This is a genomic window from Xanthomonas sp. NCPPB 1132 (assembly GCF_056629235.1).
Genome location: NZ_CM152819.1, coordinates 1,212,403 through 1,236,461 on the forward strand (window position 1 = coordinate 1,212,403; position 24,059 = coordinate 1,236,461).

Consider the following 24,059-nt stretch of genomic DNA (forward strand, 5'->3'; position numbering starts at 1 on the left):
GATTCCCCATTCCCGGCAGCGCTCAAGCGGCCAACGGATACAGTGCGAACAACAAGCTGCCACCCATCAACACCAACGACACCAGCACCGCCCATTTCAGGGTGAAGCGCTGGTGGTCGGCGAAGTCGACCTTGGCCAGGCCGACCAGCAGGTAGGTGGACGGCACCAGTGGGCTGAGCAGGTGCACCGGTTGCCCGGCCAGCGAGGCGCGGGCCATTTCTACCGGGGTGATGCCGTAGTGGCTGGCGGCGTCGGACAGGATCGGCAGCACGCCGAAGTAGAAGGCGTCGTTGGACATGAAAAAGGTGAAGGGCATGCTCGCCAGTGCGGTGATCACCGCCAGGTACGGGCCCCAGGCGTCGGGGATCACCGCCAGGAAGCTGCGCGACATCGCCTCGACCATGCCGGTGTTGGAGAGGATGCCGGTGAACACGCCGGCGGCGAAGATCAGCGACACCACCGACAGCACGTTGCCGGCATGGTTGACCAGGCGGCGGCGCTGCTCGGCCAGGTTCGGGTAGTTGATCAGCAGCGCCAGCGCGAAGCCGATCATGAACAGCACCGGCATCGGCAGCACGCCGATCACCAGCGCGGCCATCAGCGCCAGGGTCAGCACCAGGTTCACCCACAGCAGCCGCGGCCGCTTGATGTCCTCGGCGTCCTCCACCGTGGGCAGCGCCTCGCCGTCGTCGGCCACGCTGCCGTCCATCCAGGCATCGCCCGGCAGCGTCACCACGCCGAGGCGGCGCCGCTCCTTCATGCCCAGGTACCAGGCCAGCACCAGGATGCCGGCGATCGCCAGCGCCATCGCCGGCACCAGCGGCACGAACACGTCGGCCGGATCCACGTGCAGGGCGGTGGCGGCGCGCGCGGTGGGGCCGCCCCACGGCGTCAGGTTCATCACGCCGCCGGCGAGAATGGTCACGCAGGTCATGTTCAGCGCGTTCATGCCCAGCCGCCGGTACAGCGGCAGCATCGCCGAAACGGTGATCATGTAGGTGGTGGAGCCGTCGCCGTCGAGCGAGATCAGCAGCGCCAGCACCGCGGTGCCGACCACGATCTTCATCGGGTCGCCCTTGACCAGGCGCAGGATGCGCCGGACCAGCGGATCGAACAGGCCGGCGTCGATCATCACCCCGAAGTACAGGATCGCGAACATCAGCATGACGCCGGTGGGCGCGATCTTCTTGATCCCCTCCAGCATCATCTCGTTGATGCCGGTGCCGAAGCCGCCGGCCAGTGCGAACACGATCGGGACGATGATCAGCGCGACCAGCGGCGACAGCCGCTTGCTCATGATCAGGTACATGAAGGTAATGACCATTCCGAAACCGAGCGCGGTCAGCATGGAAGTTCCTCAGGGCAGTGCATGAAAGAAGATGGAACCCGCATCGGGGATCCGAAAAGAGGCCGACCAGACATCACATCGCGCGATCCCGCCGTTGCGAATCCCGAATCCCCATTCCCCAATCCCGGCACTCAAAAGTCGTACTGGAAACGACCGGTAATCGCGCGGGTATGGTCGAGCGTGGTCCCGGCCAGGTGATCGCGGTTGCGGCTGTCGATCAGGTCGAGCATCAGCCGCAGGTTCGGCTTGATGTACCAGTTGCCGGCCAGCGTCCACGACGCGGTGGACGCGTCGAGCAGGTCGGCTTGCCCGTCGCGGTGCTGCTCGCCCCACATGCGGTCGTAGCGCAATGCCAGTTCGAAGGCGCCATATGTGTGGTTGACCTGCTTGATGCGGGTGAAGCGGCCGGTCTTGCTGTCGTAGCGGCGCGATTCGCCGGTGGCGAACCAGCTGACGAAGCCATAGGCCGCCATCACGTCGGCACGCTGTGCGCCGTCGTCGAACAGTCCGCCGCTGAACTCGCCCTGCCACGACAACGGCCCGCGCACCTGCGCGTATTCCAGCGACCACTTGTCCACGTCGGTATCGCGACCGTCGGCGAAGCGCGCCAGGGTGACGCGGCTGTCGTCGGACAGATGCCCGGCCGGGCGCGGGCGGATGCTCAGCGCCGGCGCGCCGCCGGCGCCGGGATGGTCGTAGTGCTCGTGCGCCAGCGACAGGCCCAGGTGCAGCACGTCGCCGTCGCGCGCACCCGGCGCCCAGGTGCCGCGGCCGCCGAACGCGTGGCCGCGGGTGTTGGAGACGTCGATGCTCTGCAGGCTGTAGACGCTGGCGGCCCAGGTGTAGTCGGTGCCCGCGGCCTGCCACGACACCGCCTTGCGGTACAGCGGCGCCAGCGTGCTGGCCGCGCCGCTGCGCTCCAGGAACTGGCCGAAGTTGGAGCCGGTGCGGTCGTCGAGGGTGAAGTACTGCTTGAACTGGCCCACGGTGAGGGTGCCGGCATCGAATTTACGGGTGATGTAGACGTCCTTGGCCTCGATGCCCTTGCCGTTGAAGTCGTCCTGCAGCCCGGCGAAATCGCCTTCGACCTTGTAGCCGAAGCCGAAGAACTTGCCGGACACGTCCAGCCACAGCCGGCGGATCTCGGTGTCGTCGGGATTGGGCGTGCCGCGATTGTCGTTGTCGAAGTGGGCGAAATCCCAATGCAGGCGCCCACCGAGCTCGGCGGTCACCGGGCCGTCGTCGTCGCTGGCGGCGCGCGCCGATCCGGCCAGGCACAGCAACGCGCAGGCGCTGCCCAATGTCAGAGTCTTCAGTTCCACGTCCCCTCCCAGGTGCGTGTCGCAGCGATTGGATCGGTCCGCCAGCAACGGCCGCGGACCGGCATGGACGCAGCCTAGTCGGGCGTAGCTGTCAACGACCTGTCGGCAGTGGGGAATCGGGAATCGAGAATGGGGAATCGAAAAAGCACGTTCCCGGATGCGCTAGGCTTCTGCCGTTGCTGTTTCCATTCCCCGTTCCCGATTCACCATTCCCGGCCTCCAATGCGCCTGCTCCTGGTAGAAGACAATGCCGATCTCGCCGATGCGATCGTGCGGCGCATGCGCCGCAGCGGGCATGCGGTGGATTGGCAGCGCGATGGCTTGAGTGCGGCCGGGGTGCTGCGCTACCAGCGCTTCGATCTGGTGGTGCTGGATATCGGCCTGCCGGGGCTGGACGGGCTGCGCGTGCTGGCCGGGCTGCGCGAGCGCGGCGACACCACGCCGGTGCTGATGCTGACCGCGCGCGACGGCATCGAGGACCGGGTACAGGCGCTGGACGTGGGCGCCGACGATTACCTGGGCAAGCCGTTCGATTTCCGCGAGTTCGAGGCGCGCTGCCGGGTGTTGCTGCGGCGCAACCGCGGCCAGGCCAGCGAGGTGGTGCAGCTCGGCGGTTTCGCCTTCGACAACGCCGCGCACAGCGTCAGCCTGGACGGCACGCCGATCGAGTTGCCCAACCGCGAGTACCGCCTGCTGGAGATCCTGATCGGTCGGCTCGGCCAGGTCGTCGGCAAGGACGAGATCGGCAACGGCCTGTTCGGCTTCGACGACGAGGCGGGGCCGAACGCGATCGAGCTGTACGTCGGGCGCCTGCGCAAGAAGCTGGCCGCCGCGCCGTTGCGCATCGTCACCGTGCGCGGCGTCGGCTACAAGCTGGAGGCGGCGGCGACGCCGCCGGATCCGGCGGCAGCGGACGCCGATGGCTGAGGCCGCGCCGCCAGCGCCGTCGATCCGGCGCACGCTGCTGCGCTACCTGGGCGCGCTGTCGCTGCTCGGTGCGGTGGCGCTGTTCTTCGTCGCGCGCGACTACGGCCAGCGCGCCGCCAACCGTTCCTACGACCACCTGCTGGTGTCCTCGGCGCTGTCCATCGTCGACTCGGTGGCGCTGGCCGGCGGCCAGTGGCAGGTGGACCTGCCGTACGCGGCGCTGGACCTGCTGGCGATGGCGCCGGAGGACCGGGTGTTCTACCGCGTGTTCGATGCGCGCGGGCGCACCATCACCGGCTACGACGACCTGCCGGCGGCGCCGTCGCTGCCGCGCGCCAGCGCGCCGCCGCGCTTGTTCGATGCGGTCTACAGCGGCGAGCCGGTGCGCTTTGCGGTGGTGTCGCGGCGGGTGTCCTCGGCGGCGGCGCAGGACCAGGTGTGGGTGCAGGTGGGGCAGACCCGGCGCGCGCGCGAGGCGCTGGCGCAGGACGTGGTGCTGCACGCGCTGGTCGCGATCGCGCTGCTGTCGCTGCTGGCCTTGGCGCTGGTGTGGCTGGGCGTGTCGCGCGCCTTGCGGCCGTTGCGCACGCTGGAGCACGAGCTGTCGCGGCGCGAACCGTCCGAACTCAAGCCGGTGGCTGCGACGGCGCCGCAGGAAATGCAGCAGATGGTGGCGGCGTTGAACCGCTTCATGGCGCGTCTGGCCGGCAGCAACGAGACCCTGCGTGCGTTCATGGCCGAGGCCGCGCACCAGATGCGCACGCCGCTGGCGGCGCTGCGCGCGCAGGCGCAACTGGCGCTGGACGAAGACGACCCGCAGGAGATGCGCCGCAGCCTGGAGGCGATCGAGCGCAACGCCACGCACATGAGCCGCCTGCTCAACCAGTTGCTCAGCGACGCCAGCGTGATCCACCGCTCCAACCTGCAGCGCTACGCCAGCGTCGACCTGGCCGAGGTGCTGCACCAGGCGCTGCACGAGGCCGTGCCGCAGGCCGCGCCGCGGCCGCGCGTGCAACTGGCCGTCGCCAGCGAGCCGGCATTGGTGCGCGGCGATGCGCTGCTGTTGCGCGAGGCGATCAAGAACCTGATCGACAACGCCTGCAAGTATGGCGGCGATGGCGCGCTGCAGGTGGCGCTGACCTGTAGCGCGCGCGACTGCGTGGTGACCGTGGCCGACCACGGCCCGGGCATCGCCGCGGCCGAGGCCGAGCGCGTGTTCGAGCGCTTCGTGCGCGGCGAGGGTGCGGCCGCCGGCGGCGCCGGGCTCGGCCTGGCGATCGTCAAGCGCGTGGTCGAAGCGCATGGCGGGCGCATCGATCTGTCCAACCGCGTGGGCGGCGGCCTGATCGCCAGCCTGCACCTGCCGAGGTTGCATCCATGAGCCTGCCCGCACTGCTGCGCCGTCTGCCGCTGCTGCTGACCGTGCTGCTTGCCAATGCCGCGCTGGCCGCGCCCGGCGATGTGCGTCGCTTCCCGGCGCAGGGTGCGGCCACCGCGCACCTGTGCATCCAGGGCTCGACCGACATCGAGGTGTTCGCCGCGGTGATCGGCGACTACCAACGCCTGCATCCGCACACCGAGGTGGTGTACCAGGACGTGATCGCCGGCGATATCTACCGGCGCTACCTGCATCCGGGCCCGGGTCCGCGCTGCGCCGATCTGCTGATCAGCGCCAGCATGGACCTGCAGACCAAGCTGGTGAACGACGGCCACGCGCTGGCGCACCGCTCGCCGCAGACCGAGGCGCTGCCGGCCTGGGCGCAATGGCGGCACGAAGTGTTCGGCATCAGCTACGAGCCGGTGGCGATCGTCTACAACACCGCGCGGCTGCCGGCCGCGCAGGTGCCGCGGACCCGCCGCCGGCTGCTGGAACTGCTGCGCGCGCCCGCATCGCCGCTGCGCGGGCGCATCGGCACCTACGACGTCGAACGCAGCGGCGTCGGCTATCTGTTCGCGACCCAGGACAGCCAGCTCGGCAGCATGGCCGGGGCGCTGCTGGCGGCGATGGGCGACAACCACGTGGTGCTGGAAGAGCGCACCGGCGTGCTGCTGGACAGGGTCGCGCGTGGCGAGCTGCTGCTGGCCTACAACGTGCTGGGTTCGTACGCGCAGGCGCGTATCGACGCCGGCGCGCCGCTGGCGATCGTGCAGCCGGAGGACTACACCCTGGTCGCGCTGCGCACCGCGGTGATCCCGCGCGACAGTCCACATGCGGCCGAAGCGCGGCGTTTCCTCGATTACCTGCTGTCGCCGCGCGGACAGCAGGTGTTGTCGCGCGAGGCGCGGCTGCAGCCGATCCTGCCGCAGCCGGGCACGGCGGCGCAGGGCGGGCCGGCGGCGGCCGCGGCGTTCCGCCCGATCGCGCTGGGGCCGGGCCTGCTGGTGTACCTGGATGCGCTGAAGCGGCGGCAGTTCCTGGACGCCTGGCGCAGCAGCATGCAGCAGGCGCCGCCGCGCTGAGCCGCGGCGCCGGTGCTCAGCGCGCGAAGCGCGGCTGGCGCCCGGGCGAGCACAGCACGCGCACGCTGTCGCCCAGCTCCTCCGGCGCGCCGCCGGCCAGCAGCGCGTGCAGGCGCGGCCGGTCCGGGGCCGCGCCCGGCGCCAGCCCCACCCAGGCGTCCTTGCCGGCGCCCTTGGCGGCGTAGAGGCAGCGGTCGGCCAGGCCCACGCTCTGTTCCCAGTCGCCCAGCGCCGGCCACGCGGCGACAAACGGCCACGGTGCGAAACCGATCGAACAGGTCAGGGTCAGTTCGCGCTCGGCCAGGGCGAAGCCCTGCGTCGCCACCGCCGCGCGCAGGCGTTCGGCCAGGGCGCTGGCGGCGTCCTCGCGCGGCAGGCGCGTGACCAGCAGGAACTCCTCGCCGCCCCAGCGCACCAGCAGGTCGCGCTCGCCGCACAGCCCGCGCAGGCGGTCGGCGCAGTGCACCAGCGCCGCGTCGCCGGCCTGGTGGCCATAGTCGTCGTTGATGCGCTTGAAGTTGTCCACGTCGATCATGAAGAAATACAGCGCATCGGCGCTGCTGCCGTCGTCCAGCGCCGCCAGCAGGACCGGGCATTCGCGCGCCAGCCAATCCTGCAGCTCGCGGCGGTTGGCGACCTGGGTCAGCGGATCCAGGCGCGTGGCCGCCTGCAGGCGCGCGTTGCTCTGCAGCAGTTGCTGGTTGGCGCGTTCGAGCTGGCGGGTGCGCTCGGCCACGGTGAGGTTCAACAGTTCCACCATGTCGCGCTCGCGGTTGACCGTGCGTCGCACGCGATGCAAGACCAGCCCGAGCAGCGCCAGCCCCAGCAGCACGTAGCCGGCGTAGGCCAGCGGATGCCGCCACGGCGGCGGCAGTACCTCGATCTGCAGTCGCCGCGCGGCGCCGAACTGGCCGTCGCGCCCGGCCGCTTCCACCACCAGCGTATAGCGGTCCGGCGGCAGGTGGCTGACCGAGAAATCGCTGTGCGCGGTCTGCGGATACACCCAGCCCTTCTGCAGTCCGTCGACGCGGTAGCGCAGGCGCGCGGTGCCGGGCGCGGCGAAGTCGATCGCGGTCATGCCGATGGTGAACACGTTGTCGCGGTGGTCCAGGGCGATGCGCTGCGCGTAGACCACGTCGCTCTCGGTCTGGTTCTCGCCGCCTTCGCGGTCCTCGCCGGCATTGAGGATGCGCAGGTCGGTGAGCACCGCGCGCGCCTGCGGGCTGCGCAGCGGCAGGCGCGTGGGATCGACCACGTCCACGCCCTGGGTGCCGCCGAAGTACAGCAGCCCGTGCGCGTCGCGGTAGCCGCGGCCGCTGTTGTACTCCTGGTTCTGCAGGCCGTCGCGGCGGCCCAGGCTCTGCACGATGCGGGTGCGCGGGTCGAGCACGCTCAGGCCGTTGTTGGTGCTCAGCCACAGCCGCCCCTGCGGATCCGGCAGGATGGTGTAGATGACGTTGCTGCTGAGCCCCTCGCGGTCGCTGTAGCGCACTGCCACGTCGCGCTTGAGGTCGATGCGGTACAGCCCACCGGAGAAGGTGCCCACCCACAGCACGCCGTCGTGTTCGTACAGCGACCACACCGAGGGGTACAGGGTGCTGCCGCGCGGGCGGTAGGGCTCGGCGGGACGGCCGCTGCGCATGCGCCACACGCCGCAGTCGTTGCAGCCGATCCACAGCGTGTCCTCGCTGTCGCGGTAGATCCGGGTCAGGGTGTGTCCGTTCAGCGGCGCCCAGCGCGGATCGTTGCGCACCTGGCCGCCGACCACGCGGCTCAGGCCGCGGCGGGTGGCCACCCACAGCGTGTCGCCTTCCAGCAGCAGATCGTTGATGTGCTCGTCGGCCAGGCCGCCCAGGCGTCGCAGCGCGCCGCTGCGGTCCAGGCGCCACAGGCCCTGGCGCGTGCCCAGCCACCAGCCGTCGCGGTCGGCGGCGATGCTGCGGATCGCCTGGCTGGCCAGCCCCGGCACCACATGCCAGGCGGCGCGGCTGTTGTCGCGGGTCAGCAGGCCCTGGTCGGTGCCGATCAGCATGCGCTCGCCGTCGCGCCAGATGCTGCGCACGCTGCTGCTGGGCCAGTCGTGGGTGTCGCTGACGCGCTCCTCGTCGTTGCGGATCACCGCCGACAACGGCCGTACCCGGTACAGCCCGGCGGTGTAGGTGCCGATCCACCAGGTGCCGTCGGGCGCCTGGTAGAAGCGGATGATGGCGCTGTTCGGCGGCAGGTCGAAGCTGAGCCGCTGCGGCACATGGCGCACGCTGTCCAGTTGCGTCACCGTGGCGTTGGTGGTGCCGACCAGCACGCGGCCGTCGTGCAGCCGGATCAGCGCGCTGAGGTCGCTGCCGTGGGTGAACAACTGCGCCGGCATCCAGTGCGCCAACACCGCACCGCGCGGATCGAGCTGGAACAGCCCGCCGCGCGCCGAGGCCAGCCACAGCCCTTCCGGCCCGGACTGCAGTCCCACGCATTCGTCGATCCCGCGCGGCGCCGGCAGCTCCTCGCGTGCGTCGCGGCTCAGCCGCCACAGCCGGCATTGCCGGTCCAGCGCCACCGGCTGCGTGCCGTCCGGCATCCAGGTCAGTCCCACCACCGGCGCATCGCCGCCCAGCGGTCGTGCCCGCTGCAGGTCGGCCTCGACCCGGTCCAGGCCGCGTTCGGTGCCCAGCCACGCGCCGCCGTGCGGATCGATCAGGATCTGGGTGATGCGGTTGTGCGACAGGCCCTGCTTCGTGTCGAGACGGTGGTGCTGCCAGGTCGCCAGTTCGATCACTTCCAGGCCGGCGTCGTTGGTGCCCAGCCACAGGCGGGTGCCACGCGGCTCGAAGCCGATGCTGTCGATGCTGCTGCTGAGCAGGCTCTGCCGGCTGTCGCTGCCGAGCTCGCGCCGGTAGGCGCGGAACAGATGTCCGTCGAAGCGGTTCAGGCCTTCCTGCGTGCCGACCCACAGGAAGCCCTGGTCGTCGCTCTGCAAGGCGTTGATCGACAGTTGCGACAGGCCCTCGTCCAGGCCGAAGTGCTCCAGGCTGCTGGGCAGGGCGTCGTCGTCGGCCGCCACGGCCGCGGAGGCAGCCGGCGCGAGCGCCAGGCACAGGGTGAGGCAGGACGCGGCCAGCGGCAGGCGGCCCAGCAGGTTGGAGAGGGAGGCGATCACGCCGTGTTATCGGCCAATGTGGTGTCGGTCTTGAATGGGCGGCAGTCGGGGCCTGCCGCTGGTGCTGGCGTCCAGGATGCCGGGCGATCGTCCGGTGCGGCTCGTGCAGGGCGGTGCCGCGTGGCGCGCGCTGCCGACGAGATCCGGCAGGCGGGTCCTGGCGCGCGCTCCTCCGGGGGAGCGCGCGCGCTCGGCATCCCTCCGCGCCGCACGTACACTGCATGTCCTGCGCGCCGTCCGCGCCCACCCGACGCCTCGCGGCGTCATGCCAGCCGCCTCACGCCCATGGATGCCCCGACGATCCTGGTCGCCGACGACCACCCGCTGTTCCGCGCCGCCGTGCTGCACGCGCTGCGCCAGGCCTTGCCGCGCGCCCTGGTGGTGGAAGCGGCCAGCGCCGCGACCCTGGACGCTGCGCTGGCCGCGCAGGCCGATGCCGACCTGATCCTGCTGGACCTGGCCATGCCCGGCGCGCGCGGCTTCTCGGCCCTGCTGCACGTGCGCGGCGAGCGCCCGGACGTGCCGGTGGTGGTGATCTCCTCCAACGATCACCCGCGGGTGATCCGTCGTGCGCAGCAGTTCGGCGCGGCCGGCTTCATCCCCAAGTCCTCGCCGGCCGAGACCATCGGCATCGCGGTGGCGGCGGTGCTCGACGGCGGCACCTGGTTTCCGCCGCTGACCGCGGCACGGTCGGAGGCCGACGCGCAGCTGGCCGCGCGCCTGGCGCAACTGACCCCGCAGCAGTTCCGGGTGCTGCTGTGCCTGGCCGATGGCCTGCTCAACAAGCAGATCGCCTATGCGCTGGGCCTGGCCGAGAACACCGTCAAGGTCCACGTGACCGCGATCCTGAAGAAGCTCGAGTGCCACAGCCGCACCCAGGCCGCGGTGCTGGTGAAGGCGCTGGAGCCTGAAGGCGAGGCCTGAACCGAACCGCGGCGGGGGGCGTTTTCCGCGGCGCCCGGATACGCGATGCTATGCGCCGATGCCCGCGCCCCCCGCGGGCGGAGACCACCGGACCATGCCCACCACGACCCTCCGCAACGAGCAGACCGCCCACTATCCGTTCCTGCAGGAGATGCTGGACGACGACTACTTCCCGCCGTCGCTGGTCGGCAAGGGACAGAAGATCCTGCTGCGGTTGTGCGAGGCGATCGAGGCGCAGGCACCGGCGGACCTGCCGGCGCTGTACCGGCTGACCCATGCCGCCACCGAGGAATTCAACAAGCTGGCGCTGGAATTCGAGGCCCACGACAGCGAGATCGAGACCGCCGCAAGCGAGAACATCGGCGTGGATTTTCTGCACATCGCCAAGGCCTACGGTTTCGAAGACGCCGACGTCGAGGAGCTGATCGCGCCGCGCGAGTGGTAGAGGCCTTGCTGCGCGCCCGGACCCTCACCCCAACCCCTCTCCCGGCGGGAGAGGGGCCAGCCGTTCCCTTCTCCCTCCGGGAGAAGGTGCCCCGCAGGGGCGGATGAGGGTAAGGCGGCCAGAATTCTTTCGCCGCCAGCGCAGCGGCGGGATTAGCGCGTCAACTGCGGGTTGAGGTCGTGCGCGGCGCTGCGCGCCCCGGACCCTCACCCCAACCCCTCTCCCGGGGGGAGAGGGGCTAAGCGCTTCCCTTCTCCCTTCGGGAGAAGGTGCCACGCAGGGGCGGATGAGGGTACGGCGGCCAGGATTCTTTCGCCGCCAGGGCGGCGGTGGGATGGGCGCGTCAACTGCGGATGAGTTCGTGCGTGGCGCTGCGCGCCCCGGACCCTCACCCCAACCCCTCTCCCGGAGGGAGAGGGGCCAGCGCTTCCCTTCTCCCTCTGGGAGAAGGTGCCCCGCAGGGGCGGATGAGGGTGCGGCAGCCAAAGATCCACATTCCCCAAACCTGATAAACCCGCTCACACGCCTCACCCACGCCGCAGCAGCATCTGCGTCATCAGCGCGCGCAGGGCTGGCGCGCGTACCGGTTTGGCCAGGAAGCCCCAGCCGCGCTCCTGCGCCAGGATGCGCAGCGCCGGGTCGGCCTCGGCGGTGATCAGGATCGCGCGTGGCTCGGCCTGCCAGCGCGTGCACAACTGCGCGAACAGGGTCGGGCCGTCGCACTCGCCCATGCGCACGTCCAGCAGCACCAGTTCCGGCGCCTGCGCCGGCTGCGCCGCGGCCAGCGCCTGGTCCGGGCCGGCGGCCAGTTCCACCTGGCAGGCCCAGCGCGTCAGCAGGGTGCGGCTGGCCTCGCAGACCCGCGGGTCGTCATCGATGCACCAGACCCGGCAACCGTGCAGGATCGGATCGTCGCCGTTGTCGCTGGCCATCGCCGCCGGTGCCTGCCTTTGTGCGGCCGCGGCATCGCCCAGCGGCACGGTCACCGAGAACACGCTGCCGCGGCCCAACTGCGAGCGCAGGCCGATGCGATGGCCGAGCAGGCGGCCGATGCGTTCCACGATCGCCAGGCCGAGGCCGGCGCCGCGGTCGTTGGCGACGCCGTCGCCGAGCCGGCGGAACTCCTCGAAGATCTCCTGTTGCAGCGCGTCGGGAATGCCCGGCCCCTGGTCGTGGACCTCGATGCGCAACTGCGCGCCGTCGCGCCGGCAGCCCAGCAGCATGCGCCCGCGCGGGGTGTAGCGCACCGCGTTGGACAGGAAGTTCTGCAGGATGCGCCGCAGCAGGGTCGCATCGCTGCGCACGGTGGCGCGGGTCGGCACGTAGTCCAGGCGCAGGCCGCGGCCTTCGGCGACGATGCCGAACTCGCGCGCCAGGGTCTGCAGCAGCGGATCCAGCGCCAGGTCCTGCACCTGCGTCTTCAGCGTGCCCGCTTCCAGCCGCGAGATGTCCAGCAGGCTGTTGAGGATCGCATCCTGCGCCGCCAGCGCGTTGTCGACATGGTCGGCGATCTGCCGTGCATCGGCGTCGTGCAGCTTGCCGCGCAGTGCCGAGACGAACATGCGCGCGGCATTGAGCGGCTGCAGCAGGTCGTGCACCGCCGAGGCCACGAATCGGGTCTTGTAGCGGTTGGCGTTCTCGGCCTCGCGCTTGGCCTCGGCCAGGTCGTGGGTGCGTTCGGCGACGCGATGCTCCAGCGCGTCGGCCAGCGAGCGCAGTTCGCGTGCGGCGTTCTTGTAGCTGGTGATGTCGGCGTAGCTGGTCACGAAGCCGCCGTCGGGCAGCGGATTGCCGCGGATCTCCAGCACCGTGCCGTCGTCCTTCTCGCTCTCGCGCATGTGCGGGCGACCGCTGCGCAGGTGGTCCAGGCGGCGCTGGATCGCCGCTTCCACCGGGCCGGGGCCGAGCAGGCCGCGGCGCGCGTTGTAGCGGAACACGTCCTCGATCGGGCGGCCGACCCGGATCAGCTCCGGGGGAAAGCGGAAGATCTCCAGATAGCGCGAATTCCACGCCACCAGGCGCAGTTGCGCGTCGATGATCACCACGCCCTGCGGCAGGTGTTCCAGGCTGCGGCTGAGGCCGGTATCGGCCTGTTGCGCGGCCTGCACGATGCCATCCTGGGCGGTGCGCAGTTCCTGCGCGTGCTGCTGCAATAGCGCTTCCAGTTCGCGCCGGCTGCGCTGGCGCAGCCGCGCCAGCCGCTGGCGCTGCTGGAACAGCAGGCCCAGGAACGACAGCGCCAGCCAGATGCCGGCCGCAGCCAGCGCGGCGGCACGGCCGGCGGCGCGGCTGCCGCCGACGTCGTGCAGCAGGTGCAGGCGCCAGCCGCTCTCCGGCAGCGCCATGCTCTGCCACAGCAGCGGCGCCGGCTGCGCCGGCATGTCGATGCGCATTACCTGGCCGCCGTCGTCCAGCGTCTCCAGCACCCGCCGCTTCGCCGGCAGCAGGGTCTGCTGGGCGTACTGGCGGGTCGCCAGCAGTTCGTCGCGCTCGCGCGCGCTGAGCGGCTGCAATTGGCGGTAGCGCCACACGTCGCGGCTGGACAGGAACACCACGCCATGCCCATCGCTGACCAGTACCACGTCGGGCACGCGCAGCCATTCGTGCTCCAGCGCGGCCAGTTCGATCTTGATCACGATCACCCCGAGCGGGCGTCCATGCGCGTCGAGGATCGCCTGCGAGAGGAAGTAGCCGGGCACGCCGGTGGTCATGCCGATCCCGTAGAAGCGGCCCTTGCCCTGCGCCAGGGCCTGCTTCACGTAGGGGCGAAAGCTGTAGTCGGCGCCGACGTTGCTGCTGGCCAGGCGCCAGTTGCTGGCGGCCAGGGCCACGCCGTTGGCATCGATCAGGGTCAGGGTCGAGGAGCGGGTGACGTCGTTGGCGCGTTCCAGCTTCAGGTTCAACTGCTGCTGCGTGGCCGCGTCCAGCCGATGGGTGAGGGCGTCGCGCAGTTCCGGGTCCAGCGCCAGCACCTGCGGCAGGGTGCGGTAGCGGTCGATGCGCTGCTGCAGGGTCTGCGCATACAGCTCCAGCTGTTGGCGCAACTGCACGCTCTCGGCGCGCAGCGCGCGCTGTTCGGCGACGTGTTGCGCCGACAGCATCGCCAGCACCATGCCGCCGACGATGACGACCAGCAGCAGGATCAGGCGACGATGGCGCAGGAGCGAGGGCATGCGGAAGAACGCAACGGCCGGGACCGCATCAGCTTAGAGGGTGCGCTGGCGTTTGCGGTGCGCGGTGGCGATGGCTGGCACCGTGGATCGCCAAGCGAGAGCGAAGTACCCGGGCAGATTGGCCGCCGATCGCGTCAATGGATGCCGCCGACGCCGTCTTGCGGATCTACAACGGGCACGTCGTGGGTGGACAGGGCACATCACCCAAGCGCCGTCGGCATCGCCGAGGGCCATGCCGGCAGTTCGCTGCGCAGCGCCTTCGCGCGGGGCAGCAACCCGCAGTCCGGCCGATCGCGTCGGATCGGCCGGACTGCGTCGGCTCAGAACTGGACCTGGGCGCGCAGGTCCAGCGAGTTCGGCTTGACGCGCACGCCGGCGCGCTCGGCATCGGCACGCACGTAGTTCACCTGGAACTTGAAGTGGCTGGTCAGGTACCAGTTGGCGCCCAGGGTCCAGTCGTGCTGGCGGCCGCCGAGCACCGTGCCGTCGTCCAGGTCCAGGCGGCTGTAGCGCGCCAGCAGTTCGACCGCGCCGTAGGCGTTGGCCGGCTTGATGTTGCCGACGTTGCCGGCGCTGTAGGGCCGCGATTCGCCGGTCAGCACGTAGCTGGCGAACACGTACTGGCCGTCGGCGGTGTAGTCGGGGCGGCCGTTGTCGCGGGTCACGTCGGCGCGCAGCGCCTCGCCCTGCATCGAGAACGGACCCTTGATCCAGATCGCCTCCAGGCCGGTGCGGCGCACCTGGTCGACGTCGACCAGCGTGCCCGAATCGATCAGGCGCACGTCGGTCAGGCCGGCTTCCGGACGCGCACGGAAGCGCGCGCGCGGGCTGAAGCTCACGTCGAGGCCGTTGTGGTAGCCGCGCGGATTCTCCTGCGAGTACGCCAGGCCCAGGTGCAGCACGTCGCCGTCGGCCTTGAACGGGGTCCACACGCCGCGCACCGCCTGGGTGGTGCCGGGATTGTCGCCCTGCAGATCCTTGCCGCCGTAGGCACCGGCCTGCAGCAGGTACTGCGGACGCTCGAAGGTCCACTCCACGCCGGTCCGGCGGCCCTGATAGATCGCCTGCACCGGCAGCGCCACTTCCATGAAGCTGTCCGCACGCGAGCTGGTCACGCCTTCCAGGCCCACCGGCACCTTGATGTAGCCCAGGCGCACCTTGCCGTAGTCGGCGCCGAACAGGGCCTTGGTCTCGAAGCGGAAGAACACGTCCAGCCACAGCTTGGACTGGAAGTCGAAGTACACCATCGCGTCGTACACGCCCTTCCTCTTCAGCGTGGCGCCGAATTCCTTGCGCCGGAACGTATTGTCGTCCTCCAGGCGGCCGTCGTCGTTGGAGAAGTTGTTCCAGTCGTAGGCGTAGTTGCCGGTCACGGCCAGTTCGGTGCCGTCGTTGAAGGCGACCTTGGTCGGCCAGTCGTCGAAGCCGTTGGCAGCGAAGGCGGGAGCGGCGGCGGTCAGGCCCAGCGCGGCGAAGAGAAGAGTGTGGCGCATGATGGAGTCGTCTCGGTAAGGAATGAAGGCACGGCAGTCCCCGGCCGGGCAGTTGGTGCGATGACGCGGGCAGTGCGGCGGTGGGCCACACGCGAACGGCGATGCCGCCGCGATGCGGACACGGTGCCGGACGTGATGCCCCCTGCATGCAATAGCGGACGCGCCCGGCCGTTCTTTACGGCGATGTTGCAGTCCTGCGGCGGCGTCTACCCCTGAAGACGCGCGCTGCGATGGCGACGGCGCCGCTGTCGGCCGCGAGGGGCGGCGTCTGCGTGCGGCGTTGCGTTAGCCCTTCCGTGAGCCTACCGCGCCACTGTAACCGCGTCGACACGGTGCGGCGCCGGGCCTAGTACCAATAGGTTATCTGCTTAGACGCTGGCGACGCGTACAAAGGCAGCATTCCGCGACCCGCGTCGGGTGGGCGGACCGTCCCGGAGCGCTTTCAATGCACATCTCAACTTCCCCGGCCACGCCTGCGCCGCGGCCTGTGCCGTTCTACCGGCACACCTATGTCCAGGTGCTGGTGGCCATCGTCATCGGTGCCGTCCTCGGCCATCTGGAACCGCAGTTCGCCACCCAGCTCAAGCCGCTGGCCGATGCCTTCATCAAGCTGGTGAAGATGATCATCGCGCCGGTGATCTTCCTGACCATCGTCACCGGCATCGCCGGCATGACCCACCTGAAGACGGTCGGCCGGGTGTTCGGCAAGGCGATGGTGTACTTCCTGTTCTTCTCCACCCTCGCGCTGGTGGTGGGCATGATCGTCGCGCACGTGGTGCAGCCCGGCGCGGGCATGAACGTGAATCTGGCCACGCTGGACCAGAGCAAGGTCGCCAGCTACGTGCAGAAGTCGCACGACCTGACCCTGGTCGGCTTCCTGATGGACATCATCCCCAACTCGCTGGTCGGCGCGTTCACCGGCGACCAGGTGGTCAACGGCAAGCTGGTCGGTACCAACGTCCTGCAGGTGCTGTTCGTCGCCGTGCTGTTCGGCGTGTCGCTGGCCCTGGTCGGCGAGCGCGGCAAGCCGGTGCTGAACCTGCTGGAGGCGCTGATCGCGCCGGTGTTCAAGCTGGTGCACATCCTGATGAAGGCCGCGCCGATCGGCGCGCTGGGCGCGATCGCCTACACCATCGGCGAGCACGGCCTGCACTCGCTGGTGCAGCTGGCTTGGCTGGTCGGTTCGTTTTACGTCACCTCATTGCTGTTCGTGGTGGTGATCCTCGGCGCCGTGGCGTATCTGTGCGGCTTCTCGATCTTCAAGCTGATCCGCTACCTCAAGACGGAACTGTTGCTGGTGCTGGGCACGTCCTCGTCCGAATCGGCGCTGCCGTCGCTGATGGAGAAGATGGAGCGTGCCGGCTGCGAGAAATCGGTGGTCGGCCTGGTGGTGCCCACCGGTTACTCGTTCAACCTCGACGGCACCAACATCTACATGACCCTGGCGGCGCTGTTCATCGCCCAGGCCACCAACACCGAACTCACCCTCGGCCACCAGATCACGCTGCTGCTGGTGGCGATGCTCAGCTCCAAGGGCGCGGCCGGCGTCACCGGCGCCGGCTTCATCACTCTGGCGGCGACGCTGGCGGTGGTGCCGGAAGTGCCGGTGGCCGGCATGGCGCTGATCCTGGGCGTGGACCGCTTCATGAGCGAGTGCCGCTCGCTGACCAACTTCATGGGCAATGCGGTGGCCACCGTGGTGGTCTCGCGCTGGGAGAACGCACTGGATCGCGATCGCCTGCGCCTGGCCCTGGACGGCGAGGCCGTGCCGCTGCCCGCGGTGGCGGCCGAATCGCTCGCCACGCGCTGATCCGCTGCACCGCACGACGCGCCGGCATTGCCGGCGCGTCGCGTTTTTCCCGGCACTCAAGGCCCTGGCGACAGCCGCCAGACAGGACCACTCCTGCTGCTGGGGGTAGAATTCCGGGCCTCCGCGCCTTTCGACAAAAGAAGCCCTCGATGTCAAACGACGATTTCAAACAGGCCGCCCTCGACTATCACCGCCAACAGCCGGCGGGCAAGATCAAGGTCTCCGCGACCAAGCCCATGCTGACCCAGCGCGACCTGTCCCTGGCCTATTCGCCGGGCGTGGCCTTCGCCTGCGAGGCCATCGTCGCCGATCCGCAACAGGCCAGCGAACTGACCGCGCGCGGCAACCTGGTGGCGGTGATCAGCAACGGCACCGCGGTGCTGGGCCTGGGCAACATCGGCCCGCTGGCGTCCAAGCCGGTGATGGAAGGCAAGGGCGTGCTGTTCCAGAAGTTCGCCGGCATCGACGTGTTCGACATCGAGATCAACGAGAACGACCCGGACAAGCTGGTCGACATCATCGCCAGCCTCGAGCCGACCTTCGGCGGCATCAACCTGGAAGACATCAAGGCGCCGGAGTGCTTCATCGTCGAGCGCAAGCTGCGCGAGCGCATGAACATCCCGGTGTTCCACGACGACCAGCACGGCACCGCGATCATCGTCGGCGCGGCCGTGCTCAACGCGCTGGTGGTCACCGGCAAGAAGATCGAAGAGGTCAAGCTGGCCACCACCGGCATGGGCGCGGCCGGTATTTCCTGCGTCAACATGCTGGTCTCGCTGGGCCTGAAGCCGGAGAACATCCTGGCCCTGGACCGCGACGGCGTGATCCACACCGGTCGCACCGATCTGGATCCGGACAAGGCGCGCTACGCGCGCGACACCGACAAGCGCACGCTGGCCGAGATCGTCGAGGGCGCGGACATCTTCCTCGGCCTTTCGGCCGCGGGCATCCTCAAGCCGGAGATGGTGGCGACCATGGCGCCGCAGCCGGTGATCTTCGCCCTTGCCAATCCCAATCCGGAGATCACCCCGGAAGCGGCCAAGGCAGTGCGCCCGGACGCGATCATCGGCACCGGCCGTTCGGACTACCCGAACCAGATCAACAACGTATTGTGCTTCCCCTACCTGTTCCGCGGCGCCATCGATGTCGGCGCCACCGGCATCAACGAGGAAATGAAGGTCGCCTGCGTCAAGGCGATCGCCGCGATGGCACGGCGCGAGGCCTCGGACCTGGGCGCGGCCTACGGCGGCGAGACGCCGAGCTTCGGCCCCGACTACCTGATCCCGCGGCCGCTGGACCCGCGCCTGCTGGTCGAACTGTCCTCGGCGGTCGCGCAGGCGGCGATGGACTCGGGCGTGGCCACGCGGCCGATCGCCGACATGGACGCCTACCGCGACAAGCTCAGCCAGTTCGTCTACCGCACCAGCCTGATGATGAAGCCGGTGTACGACCGCGCCCGCGCCGACAAGCAGCGCGTGGTGTACGCCGAGGGCGAAGAGGAAGTGGTGCTGCGCGCAGTGCAGAGCGTGATCGACGAGGGCCTGGCGTTCCCGATCCTGATCGGCCGCCCGGACGTGATCGAGGCGCGCATCCAGCGCCTGGGCCTGCGCATCACTGCCGGCGTGGATTTCGAGATCACCAACATCCACGACGATCCGCGCTTCAACGACTACTGGCAGTACTACCACGCGCTGACCGAGCGCCGTGGCGTCACCGTCACCGCGGCCAAGGAGTTGATGCGCTCGCGGCCGACGCTGATTGCCGCGGTGATGGTCGCGCGCGGCGAAGCCGATGCGCTGCTCACCGGCGTGGTCGGCCGCTTCCACAAGAAGCTCGGCTACGCGCGCAGCGTGATTCCGCTCGAGCCGCGGGTCAGCTCGACCTCGGCGATGACCGGCGTGATCAACCAGCAGGGCGCGTTCTTCTTCGTCGACACCCACGTGCAGGAAGACCCGAGCGTGGAGCAGATCGTCGAGGCCACGCTGCAGGCCGCCTATCGCCTGAAGCTGTTCGGCATCGAGCCGAATATTGCGCTGCTGTCGCATTCCAACTTCGGCAGCCACGATTCGCGCGACGCGCTGAAGATGCGCCAAGTGCGCGAGGCGCTGCTCAAGCGCAAGCCGGAACTCAACATCGACGGCGAGATGCAGGGCGATACCGCGTGGGACGAGGCGCTGCGCAAGCAGATCATGCCCAACAGCACGCTGAAGGGCCGCGCCAACCTGTTCGTGCTGCCGAACCTGGAAGCGGCCAACATCGCCTACAACCTGGTGCGCGTGTTCACCGACGGCGTGGCGATCGGCCCGATCCTGATGGGCATCTCCAAGCCGGTGCACATCCTCACCACCAGCGCCACTTCGCGCCGGGTGATGAACATGACCGCGATCGCCGCGGTCGATGCGCAGATCCGCAAGCAACGCGACGCGGAAAAGTAAGCGCCGGGTCGGCGCCGCACGCAGCGGCGCCGGCACGCGTCGCGCGCCGTGCGTTCGCCGGTCGCGCCCACTGTTGCTGTGCCGATGCGCTGCCGCTGATGCGGCGGCGCATCGGCGTGCGCATTCGCATTGCAGGCGAATCGCACCTGCCGCGCGGGCGTTCCGCGCACGCAGCCGCCTGCGCTGGTTGCGCGCAATGGTATGGAGCGAGAAGAGAACAGCAGCGGCGCCACGATCCCCACGGCTGCTGGGCCGGCGGGCGAGGGGGACGCTAGGGGAGGGATCGAAAGGCCGAGGCTGAAAACGCTTTCATTCGTAGGCGACACCAAATGTCGCAGTGCCATTCGCATCGCTGCGCGCGCGGCCGGCACGAAGGCCGCGCGAGGGAAGGCCGGGCACGAAGGCGGCGCCGGCGGCGCCGGCGGCGCCGCGCCTCGTTCAGGCCATGCGCTTGCCCACCGGCAGCGGCAGGCTGTCGCCGTCGGTCTGGTTCAGCTTGGAAGGCTTGCCGGTCAGCAGCAAATATGCGTCGACGCCGGTAAGTTCGGCGATCTTCAGTAAATGCCGGGCATTGGGGACCGAACGGTTGTTCTCCCAATGACCCAGCGTGCTATGCGCCACGCCCAACAAGGCGGCAAGCTCGCGCAGTGTGAAACCGGCATTTCGCCGCGCCTGCATCAAACGCACACCTATATCCACGAGACACCTCAAAGCGGCATGTCGGCGCCGCGTGATGCCAGCATAGTGGTGCGTTGGTTCCGTATCAAGCGAAGCGGAAAGGCGCGTGAAAGGACGGCCGGCGATCGCTGCCACCGCGGCCTCCGGGACCCGCGCCTGGCCCGGGACGGACTGCTAGAATCGCCTGTCCCTTTTCGCCGTGTCCCCACCGCCATGAGCCATACCGCCACCGCGCCCGCCAATGCCCAGACGCGCTACGAGGTGCGCCGCGCCGACCTGCCGCTGAGCTGCCCGACGCCGGAGATGGCGCTGTGGAACTCGCATCCGCGGGTCTACCTGCCGATCGAGGACGAGCCGGGCCTGGAAGCCAAGTGCCCGTACTGCGGCGCGGTCTTCGTGCTGGTCGACTGACCCGGATTCGATGCACCGCCTGACCGTGGTGCAGCTGCTGCCGGCGCTGGAGTCCGGCGGCGTCGAGCGGTCCACGCTGGAAATCGCCCAGGCCCTGGTCGACGCCGGGCATCGCGCCGTGGTCGTGTCGGCCGGCGGCCGCTTGCTGCCGGCGCTGGCCGCCACCGGTGCCGAGCACATCGCCCTGGACATCGGCCGCAAGTCCTTGCTGACCCTGCGCCATGTGCCGGCGCTGCGGCGCCTGTTCGCTCGCGAGCGCGCGGACATCGTGCACGCGCGCTCGCGACTGCCGGCCTGGCTGGGCTGGCGCGCGCTGCAGGGCATGCCGGCGGCGCAGCGTCCGCGCCTGGTCACCACCGTGCACGGGCTCAATTCGCCCAGCCGCTACAGCGCGGTGATGACCCGCGGCGAGCGGGTCATCTGCGTGTCCGAGACGGTGCGCGCCTATGTGCTGCAGCACTATCCGCAGACCGATCCGGCGCGCCTGCGGGTGGTGCCGCGCGGCATCGATCCGGCGCAGTTCCCGCGCCGTCCCTGGCCCGACGCGGAGGCGCGGGCCTGGGCCGCTGGCCAGGCGCCGGCGCTGGCCGGCAACGGGCCGCTGCTGCTGTTGCCGGGGCGTGGCACCCGCCTGAAGGGTCACGCCGACGCCCTGCGCCTGCTGGCCGCGCTGCGCGGCGAGGGCGGCGCGGCCGCGGATGCGCGGCTGTGGCTGCCTGGCGCGCGCGAGCCCGGGCGCGACGCGTATGTGCGCGAACTGGAGGCCGAGGCGGCATCGCTCGGCGTGGCCGACGCGGTGGCGTTCACGCCGCCGACCGCCCGCATCGCCGAGGCCTATGCCGCCAGCGACCTGGTGCTGCAACTCTCGCGCAAGCCCGAGGCGTTCGGCCGCACCGTGGTCGAGGCGCTGGCGGTCGGGCGGCCGGTCCTGGGCTGGGCGCATGGCGGGGTCGGCGAACTGCTGGCGCAACTGCAGCCCGCCGGCGCCGTGGCGACGTTCGACGCCGCGGCCCTGCAGGGCGCCGCACGCGCGCTGCTGGCGCAGCCACCGGCGCCGCCGGCCACGCTTCCCTATACGCTGCAGGCGATGCAGCGCAGCACCCTGGCGATCTATGACGAACTCCGGCCCTGACGGTTCCCTGTCCGCTTCTGCCCTGCCTGAGGTCCGCGAACGCTGGGCGCCGGTGTGGGTGCTGGTGTTCGTCGCGCTGTGGCCGGCGCCCGGCCTGGCCGCCGGCGTGCTGGCGCTGGGCGCCCTGGTCACCCTGGCGCGCCTGCTGCACAGCCGTTTCCGCGGCGGCGCGCGCCTGCTCAGCGGTCCGGCCTGGGCGCTGACCACGCTGCTGTTCCTCACCTACTGGCTGCCGCAGCCGCTGTCGGCATTCGGCGCGGTGGACGTGGCGCTGGCCCTGCGCGAATCGGCGGTGGACCTGCGCTTCCTGCCGTTCCTGTGGCTGGTGGCGATGGCGGTGGCGACGCCGCGCGGGCGCCGCATCACCTTCAACGGCCTGGCGGCGATCGCGGCGATCTGGACCGTGGACGCGCTGGCGCAGGCACTGTGCGGCACCAGCCCGCTGTTCTGGTCGATGGATCAACTGAAGTGGGCGATCAGCCACCACGGCCTGTGCACGCCGCAGGAGATCGCCCTGGCCGATCGCCTCAGCGGCGTGTTCGGCCCGTGCAACCTGAAATTCGGCCAGGTGCTGGCCAGCGTCTCGCCGTTCCTGCTGTGGGTGGCCGCGCGCCGCGGCGGCGCCTGGGGCTGGCTGCTTGCGGCGGGCGCGGTGGGCGTGGTGCTGGTGCTGGCCGGATCGCGCGCGTCGTGGGTCACCTATGCGCTGCTGCTGGTGCTGTCGGGCTGGCGCCTGCTCGGCACGCGCAAGCTGCTGGCGCTGGGCGTGGCCGCGCTGCTGGGCGCCGGCGTGCTGGGTGTGGTGTCGCCGCAGGTGCACGACCGCTTCGAGCGCACCGCGCGCGCGCTCAGCGGGCATCCGGCCGACCTCAACGCCGCCCTGACCGGGCGCGCGCAGATCTGGACCGCGGCCTGGTGCATGATCCGCCAGCACCCGATCAACGGCGTCGGCGTGCGCGGCTTCCGCGAGGCCTACGTCGGGTGCGATCCGGACCCGAGCCATGCCGGGGAATGGGGACGCGAACCGGCGTTCCATGCCCACCAGATCGTGCTCGAGGTGCTCGCCGAGACCGGCGTGATCGGCCTGCTGCTGTGGCTGGCCGGTGCCGCGCAGGCGTGGCGCGCCTGGCGCTACGCGTCCGCGCAGGCGCGCGAACGCGCGCGGCCGGCCATGCAGGCGCTGCTGATCACGGTGTTCCCGTTCAACACCCACCTGGCCTTCTACTCGTCGTTCTGGGGCGCGCTGACCATGCTGCTGATCGGCCTGTACGCCGGCGCCCTGCTCGCCAACGACCCCGAACCGGGCGAACGCACCGACGCCGCGACGCCGGGGTGAGCGCTCAGCCGCGCTGGCGCTCGTAGAAGTCGCTGCGGCCGCCGGGCTGGCGCTTGAAGCGGCGGTGGATCCACAGATACTGCGCCGGCGCCTCGCGCACCATCGCCTCGATGGCGGCGTTGACCCGCGCGGTGTCGGCGACCATGTCTTCCGACGGAAAGTCTTCCAGCGGCGGCGCGATGCGCAGGATGTAGTCGGCGCCTTCGCGGCGGTGGAAGTACGGCACCACCGCGCAACCGGTCAGCCGCGCCAGCTGGTGGGTGGCGGTGATGGTCGCCGCGGGCATGCCGAAGAACGGCACGAACACCGTGTCCTTGCCGCGCATGTCCTGGTCCGGCGCGTACCACAGGAAACCGCCGCGCTTGAGGTGGCGCACGCTGCCGCGCAGGTCCTCGTTGGCGAACATGGCGGTGGCGTAGCGCAGGCGGCCGCGCTTGACCGCCCATTCGAACACCGGGTTGCGGTGGCGCCGGTACATGCCGGCCAGCGGCACGTGATCGCACAGCAGGCGGCCGCAGATCTCCAGGGTCATGAAGTGGCCCGACACCAGCAGCACGCCGCGGCCTTGCGCCTGCAGCGCCTGCAGGTGTTCCAGGCCCTCGATGCGGGTGCGCCGGCGAATCGCGCCGATGCCGCCCCACCAGGCGCGGGCGAATTCGAACACGCCCACGCCCAGCGCGTCGAAGCTGTCGCGCAGCAGGCGCGCGCGCCAGGCCTCGCTCTGCTCCGGGAAGCACAGTGTCAGGTTCACCTCGGCGGCATGGCGGCGGGTGCCGGCCAGGCGCAGCGCCAGCCAGCCGATGCCGCGGCCCAGTGCGCGCTGCAACAGCCACGGCAGGCGTGCGGCGATCACCGCCAGGCCGAGCAGCAGCCAGGTGGGCCAGTGGCGGGGCGAGCGTGGCGGCGGTGCGGCCTGGGTCGCGGACGCGGGCGGAGTGGGGGCGGCAGACATGCGCCAAGTTTAGCCGGGCACGCGCACGGCCGCGTCGGCTCGCACTGTTGGGCGCATGGCGA

At 70.4% G+C, this 24,059-nt stretch carries 17 protein-coding genes; 10 read left to right on the forward strand and 7 right to left on the reverse strand.

The annotated features are described in order from the left end of the window. Positions 1 to 22 precede the first annotated feature (22 nt). Together AC1G9L_RS05270 and AC1G9L_RS05275 are read right to left on the reverse strand one after the other, a co-directional pair. The gene (locus AC1G9L_RS05270) at positions 23 to 1,348 is read right to left on the reverse strand and encodes a CitMHS family transporter (protein ID WP_019802383.1); all 1,326 of its coding nucleotides are present in this window, start codon (positions 1,346 to 1,348) and stop codon (positions 23 to 25) included. Positions 1,349 to 1,479: 131 nt separating this feature from the next. Further along, entirely contained in the window at positions 1,480 to 2,670 is a 1,191-nt protein-coding gene (locus AC1G9L_RS05275; protein ID WP_019802382.1) for a porin, read from the reverse strand. 222 nt (positions 2,671 to 2,892) lie between these two features. On the opposite strand from AC1G9L_RS05275, the gene AC1G9L_RS05280 reads away from it, so the two are divergent. From AC1G9L_RS05280 to AC1G9L_RS05290, 3 genes are read left to right on the forward strand one after another with little or no spacing between them, the layout of a single operon-like run. After that, positions 2,893 to 3,597: a response regulator gene (locus AC1G9L_RS05280; protein WP_019802381.1), complete on the forward strand. Its 705-nt coding sequence runs from the start codon at positions 2,893 to 2,895 to the stop codon at positions 3,595 to 3,597. Then, entirely contained in the window at positions 3,590 to 4,978 is a 1,389-nt protein-coding gene (locus AC1G9L_RS05285; protein WP_481070421.1) for a sensor histidine kinase N-terminal domain-containing protein, read from the forward strand. The genes AC1G9L_RS05280 and AC1G9L_RS05285 overlap by 8 nt, the downstream gene beginning before the upstream one ends. Further along, positions 4,975 to 6,057 (forward strand): ABC transporter substrate-binding protein, encoded by a 1,083-nt coding sequence (locus tag AC1G9L_RS05290; RefSeq protein ID WP_481070422.1) that lies wholly within the window; start codon positions 4,975 to 4,977, stop codon positions 6,055 to 6,057. The genes AC1G9L_RS05285 and AC1G9L_RS05290 overlap by 4 nt, the downstream gene beginning before the upstream one ends. Positions 6,058 to 6,073: 16 nt before the next feature. Here the strand turns inward: AC1G9L_RS05290 and AC1G9L_RS05295 are convergent, their stop codons facing one another. Further along, on the reverse strand, positions 6,074 to 9,208 hold the full coding sequence (locus AC1G9L_RS05295; RefSeq protein WP_481070423.1) for a two-component regulator propeller domain-containing protein: 3,135 nt from the start codon (positions 9,206 to 9,208) through the stop codon (positions 6,074 to 6,076). Between the two features lie 285 nt (positions 9,209 to 9,493). Between AC1G9L_RS05295 and AC1G9L_RS05300 the strand changes: the two genes are divergently transcribed. Both AC1G9L_RS05300 and AC1G9L_RS05305 read left to right on the forward strand, forming a co-directional pair. Further along, positions 9,494 to 10,132: a LuxR C-terminal-related transcriptional regulator gene (locus AC1G9L_RS05300; protein ID WP_209030825.1), complete on the forward strand. Its 639-nt coding sequence runs from the start codon at positions 9,494 to 9,496 to the stop codon at positions 10,130 to 10,132. 94 nt (positions 10,133 to 10,226) lie between these two features. After that, complete coding sequence (locus tag AC1G9L_RS05305) at positions 10,227 to 10,577, forward strand: DUF5713 family protein (protein ID WP_010344517.1); 351 nt, start codon at positions 10,227 to 10,229, stop codon at positions 10,575 to 10,577. A 527-nt stretch (positions 10,578 to 11,104) separates the two neighbouring features. Here AC1G9L_RS05305 and AC1G9L_RS05310 read toward each other — a convergent pair. Together AC1G9L_RS05310 and AC1G9L_RS05315 are read right to left on the reverse strand one after the other, a co-directional pair. Then, positions 11,105 to 13,750 carry a hybrid sensor histidine kinase/response regulator gene (locus AC1G9L_RS05310; protein WP_481070424.1) on the reverse strand — a complete coding sequence of 882 codons (2,646 nt, stop codon included), beginning with the start codon at positions 13,748 to 13,750 and terminating at the stop codon, positions 11,105 to 11,107. Between the two features lie 320 nt (positions 13,751 to 14,070). Beyond that, positions 14,071 to 15,243 carry a porin gene (locus tag AC1G9L_RS05315; protein WP_019800027.1) on the reverse strand — a complete coding sequence of 391 codons (1,173 nt, stop codon included), beginning with the start codon at positions 15,241 to 15,243 and terminating at the stop codon, positions 14,071 to 14,073. A 445-nt stretch (positions 15,244 to 15,688) separates the two neighbouring features. Between AC1G9L_RS05315 and AC1G9L_RS05320 the strand changes: the two genes are divergently transcribed. Together AC1G9L_RS05320 and AC1G9L_RS05325 are read left to right on the forward strand one after the other, a co-directional pair. Beyond that, on the forward strand, positions 15,689 to 17,053 hold the full coding sequence (locus tag AC1G9L_RS05320) for a dicarboxylate/amino acid:cation symporter (RefSeq protein ID WP_481070425.1): 1,365 nt from the start codon (positions 15,689 to 15,691) through the stop codon (positions 17,051 to 17,053). Between the two features lie 149 nt (positions 17,054 to 17,202). Then, the gene (locus AC1G9L_RS05325) at positions 17,203 to 19,488 is read left to right on the forward strand and encodes an NADP-dependent malic enzyme (RefSeq protein ID WP_010344510.1); all 2,286 of its coding nucleotides are present in this window, start codon (positions 17,203 to 17,205) and stop codon (positions 19,486 to 19,488) included. A 438-nt stretch (positions 19,489 to 19,926) separates the two neighbouring features. Here the strand turns inward: AC1G9L_RS05325 and AC1G9L_RS05330 are convergent, their stop codons facing one another. Further along, positions 19,927 to 20,301, reverse strand: a complete 375-nt coding sequence (locus AC1G9L_RS05330) for a helix-turn-helix domain-containing protein (protein ID WP_481070426.1) — start codon at positions 20,299 to 20,301, stop codon at positions 19,927 to 19,929. Positions 20,302 to 20,379: 78 nt separating this feature from the next. Between AC1G9L_RS05330 and AC1G9L_RS05335 the strand changes: the two genes are divergently transcribed. Genes AC1G9L_RS05335 through AC1G9L_RS05345 form a run of 3 tightly spaced genes read left to right on the forward strand, consistent with a single transcriptional unit; the run spans position 20,380 to position 23,045 of the window. After that, positions 20,380 to 20,577, forward strand: coding sequence for a zinc-finger domain-containing protein (locus AC1G9L_RS05335; protein ID WP_010344507.1), 198 nt, complete (start codon positions 20,380 to 20,382; stop codon positions 20,575 to 20,577). A gap of 10 nt (positions 20,578 to 20,587) precedes the next feature. Continuing rightward, positions 20,588 to 21,709 (forward strand): glycosyltransferase, encoded by a 1,122-nt coding sequence (locus tag AC1G9L_RS05340; RefSeq protein WP_481070427.1) that lies wholly within the window; start codon positions 20,588 to 20,590, stop codon positions 21,707 to 21,709. Next, on the forward strand, positions 21,690 to 23,045 hold the full coding sequence (locus tag AC1G9L_RS05345) for an O-antigen ligase family protein (protein WP_481070428.1): 1,356 nt from the start codon (positions 21,690 to 21,692) through the stop codon (positions 23,043 to 23,045). Before AC1G9L_RS05340 ends, AC1G9L_RS05345 begins: the two co-directional genes overlap by 20 nt. Before the next feature lie 4 nt (positions 23,046 to 23,049). Here AC1G9L_RS05345 and AC1G9L_RS05350 read toward each other — a convergent pair whose 3' ends face one another. Next, entirely contained in the window at positions 23,050 to 23,997 is a 948-nt protein-coding gene (locus AC1G9L_RS05350; RefSeq protein WP_481070429.1) for an LpxL/LpxP family Kdo(2)-lipid IV(A) lauroyl/palmitoleoyl acyltransferase, read from the reverse strand. Between the last annotated feature and the right edge of the window lie 62 nt (positions 23,998 to 24,059).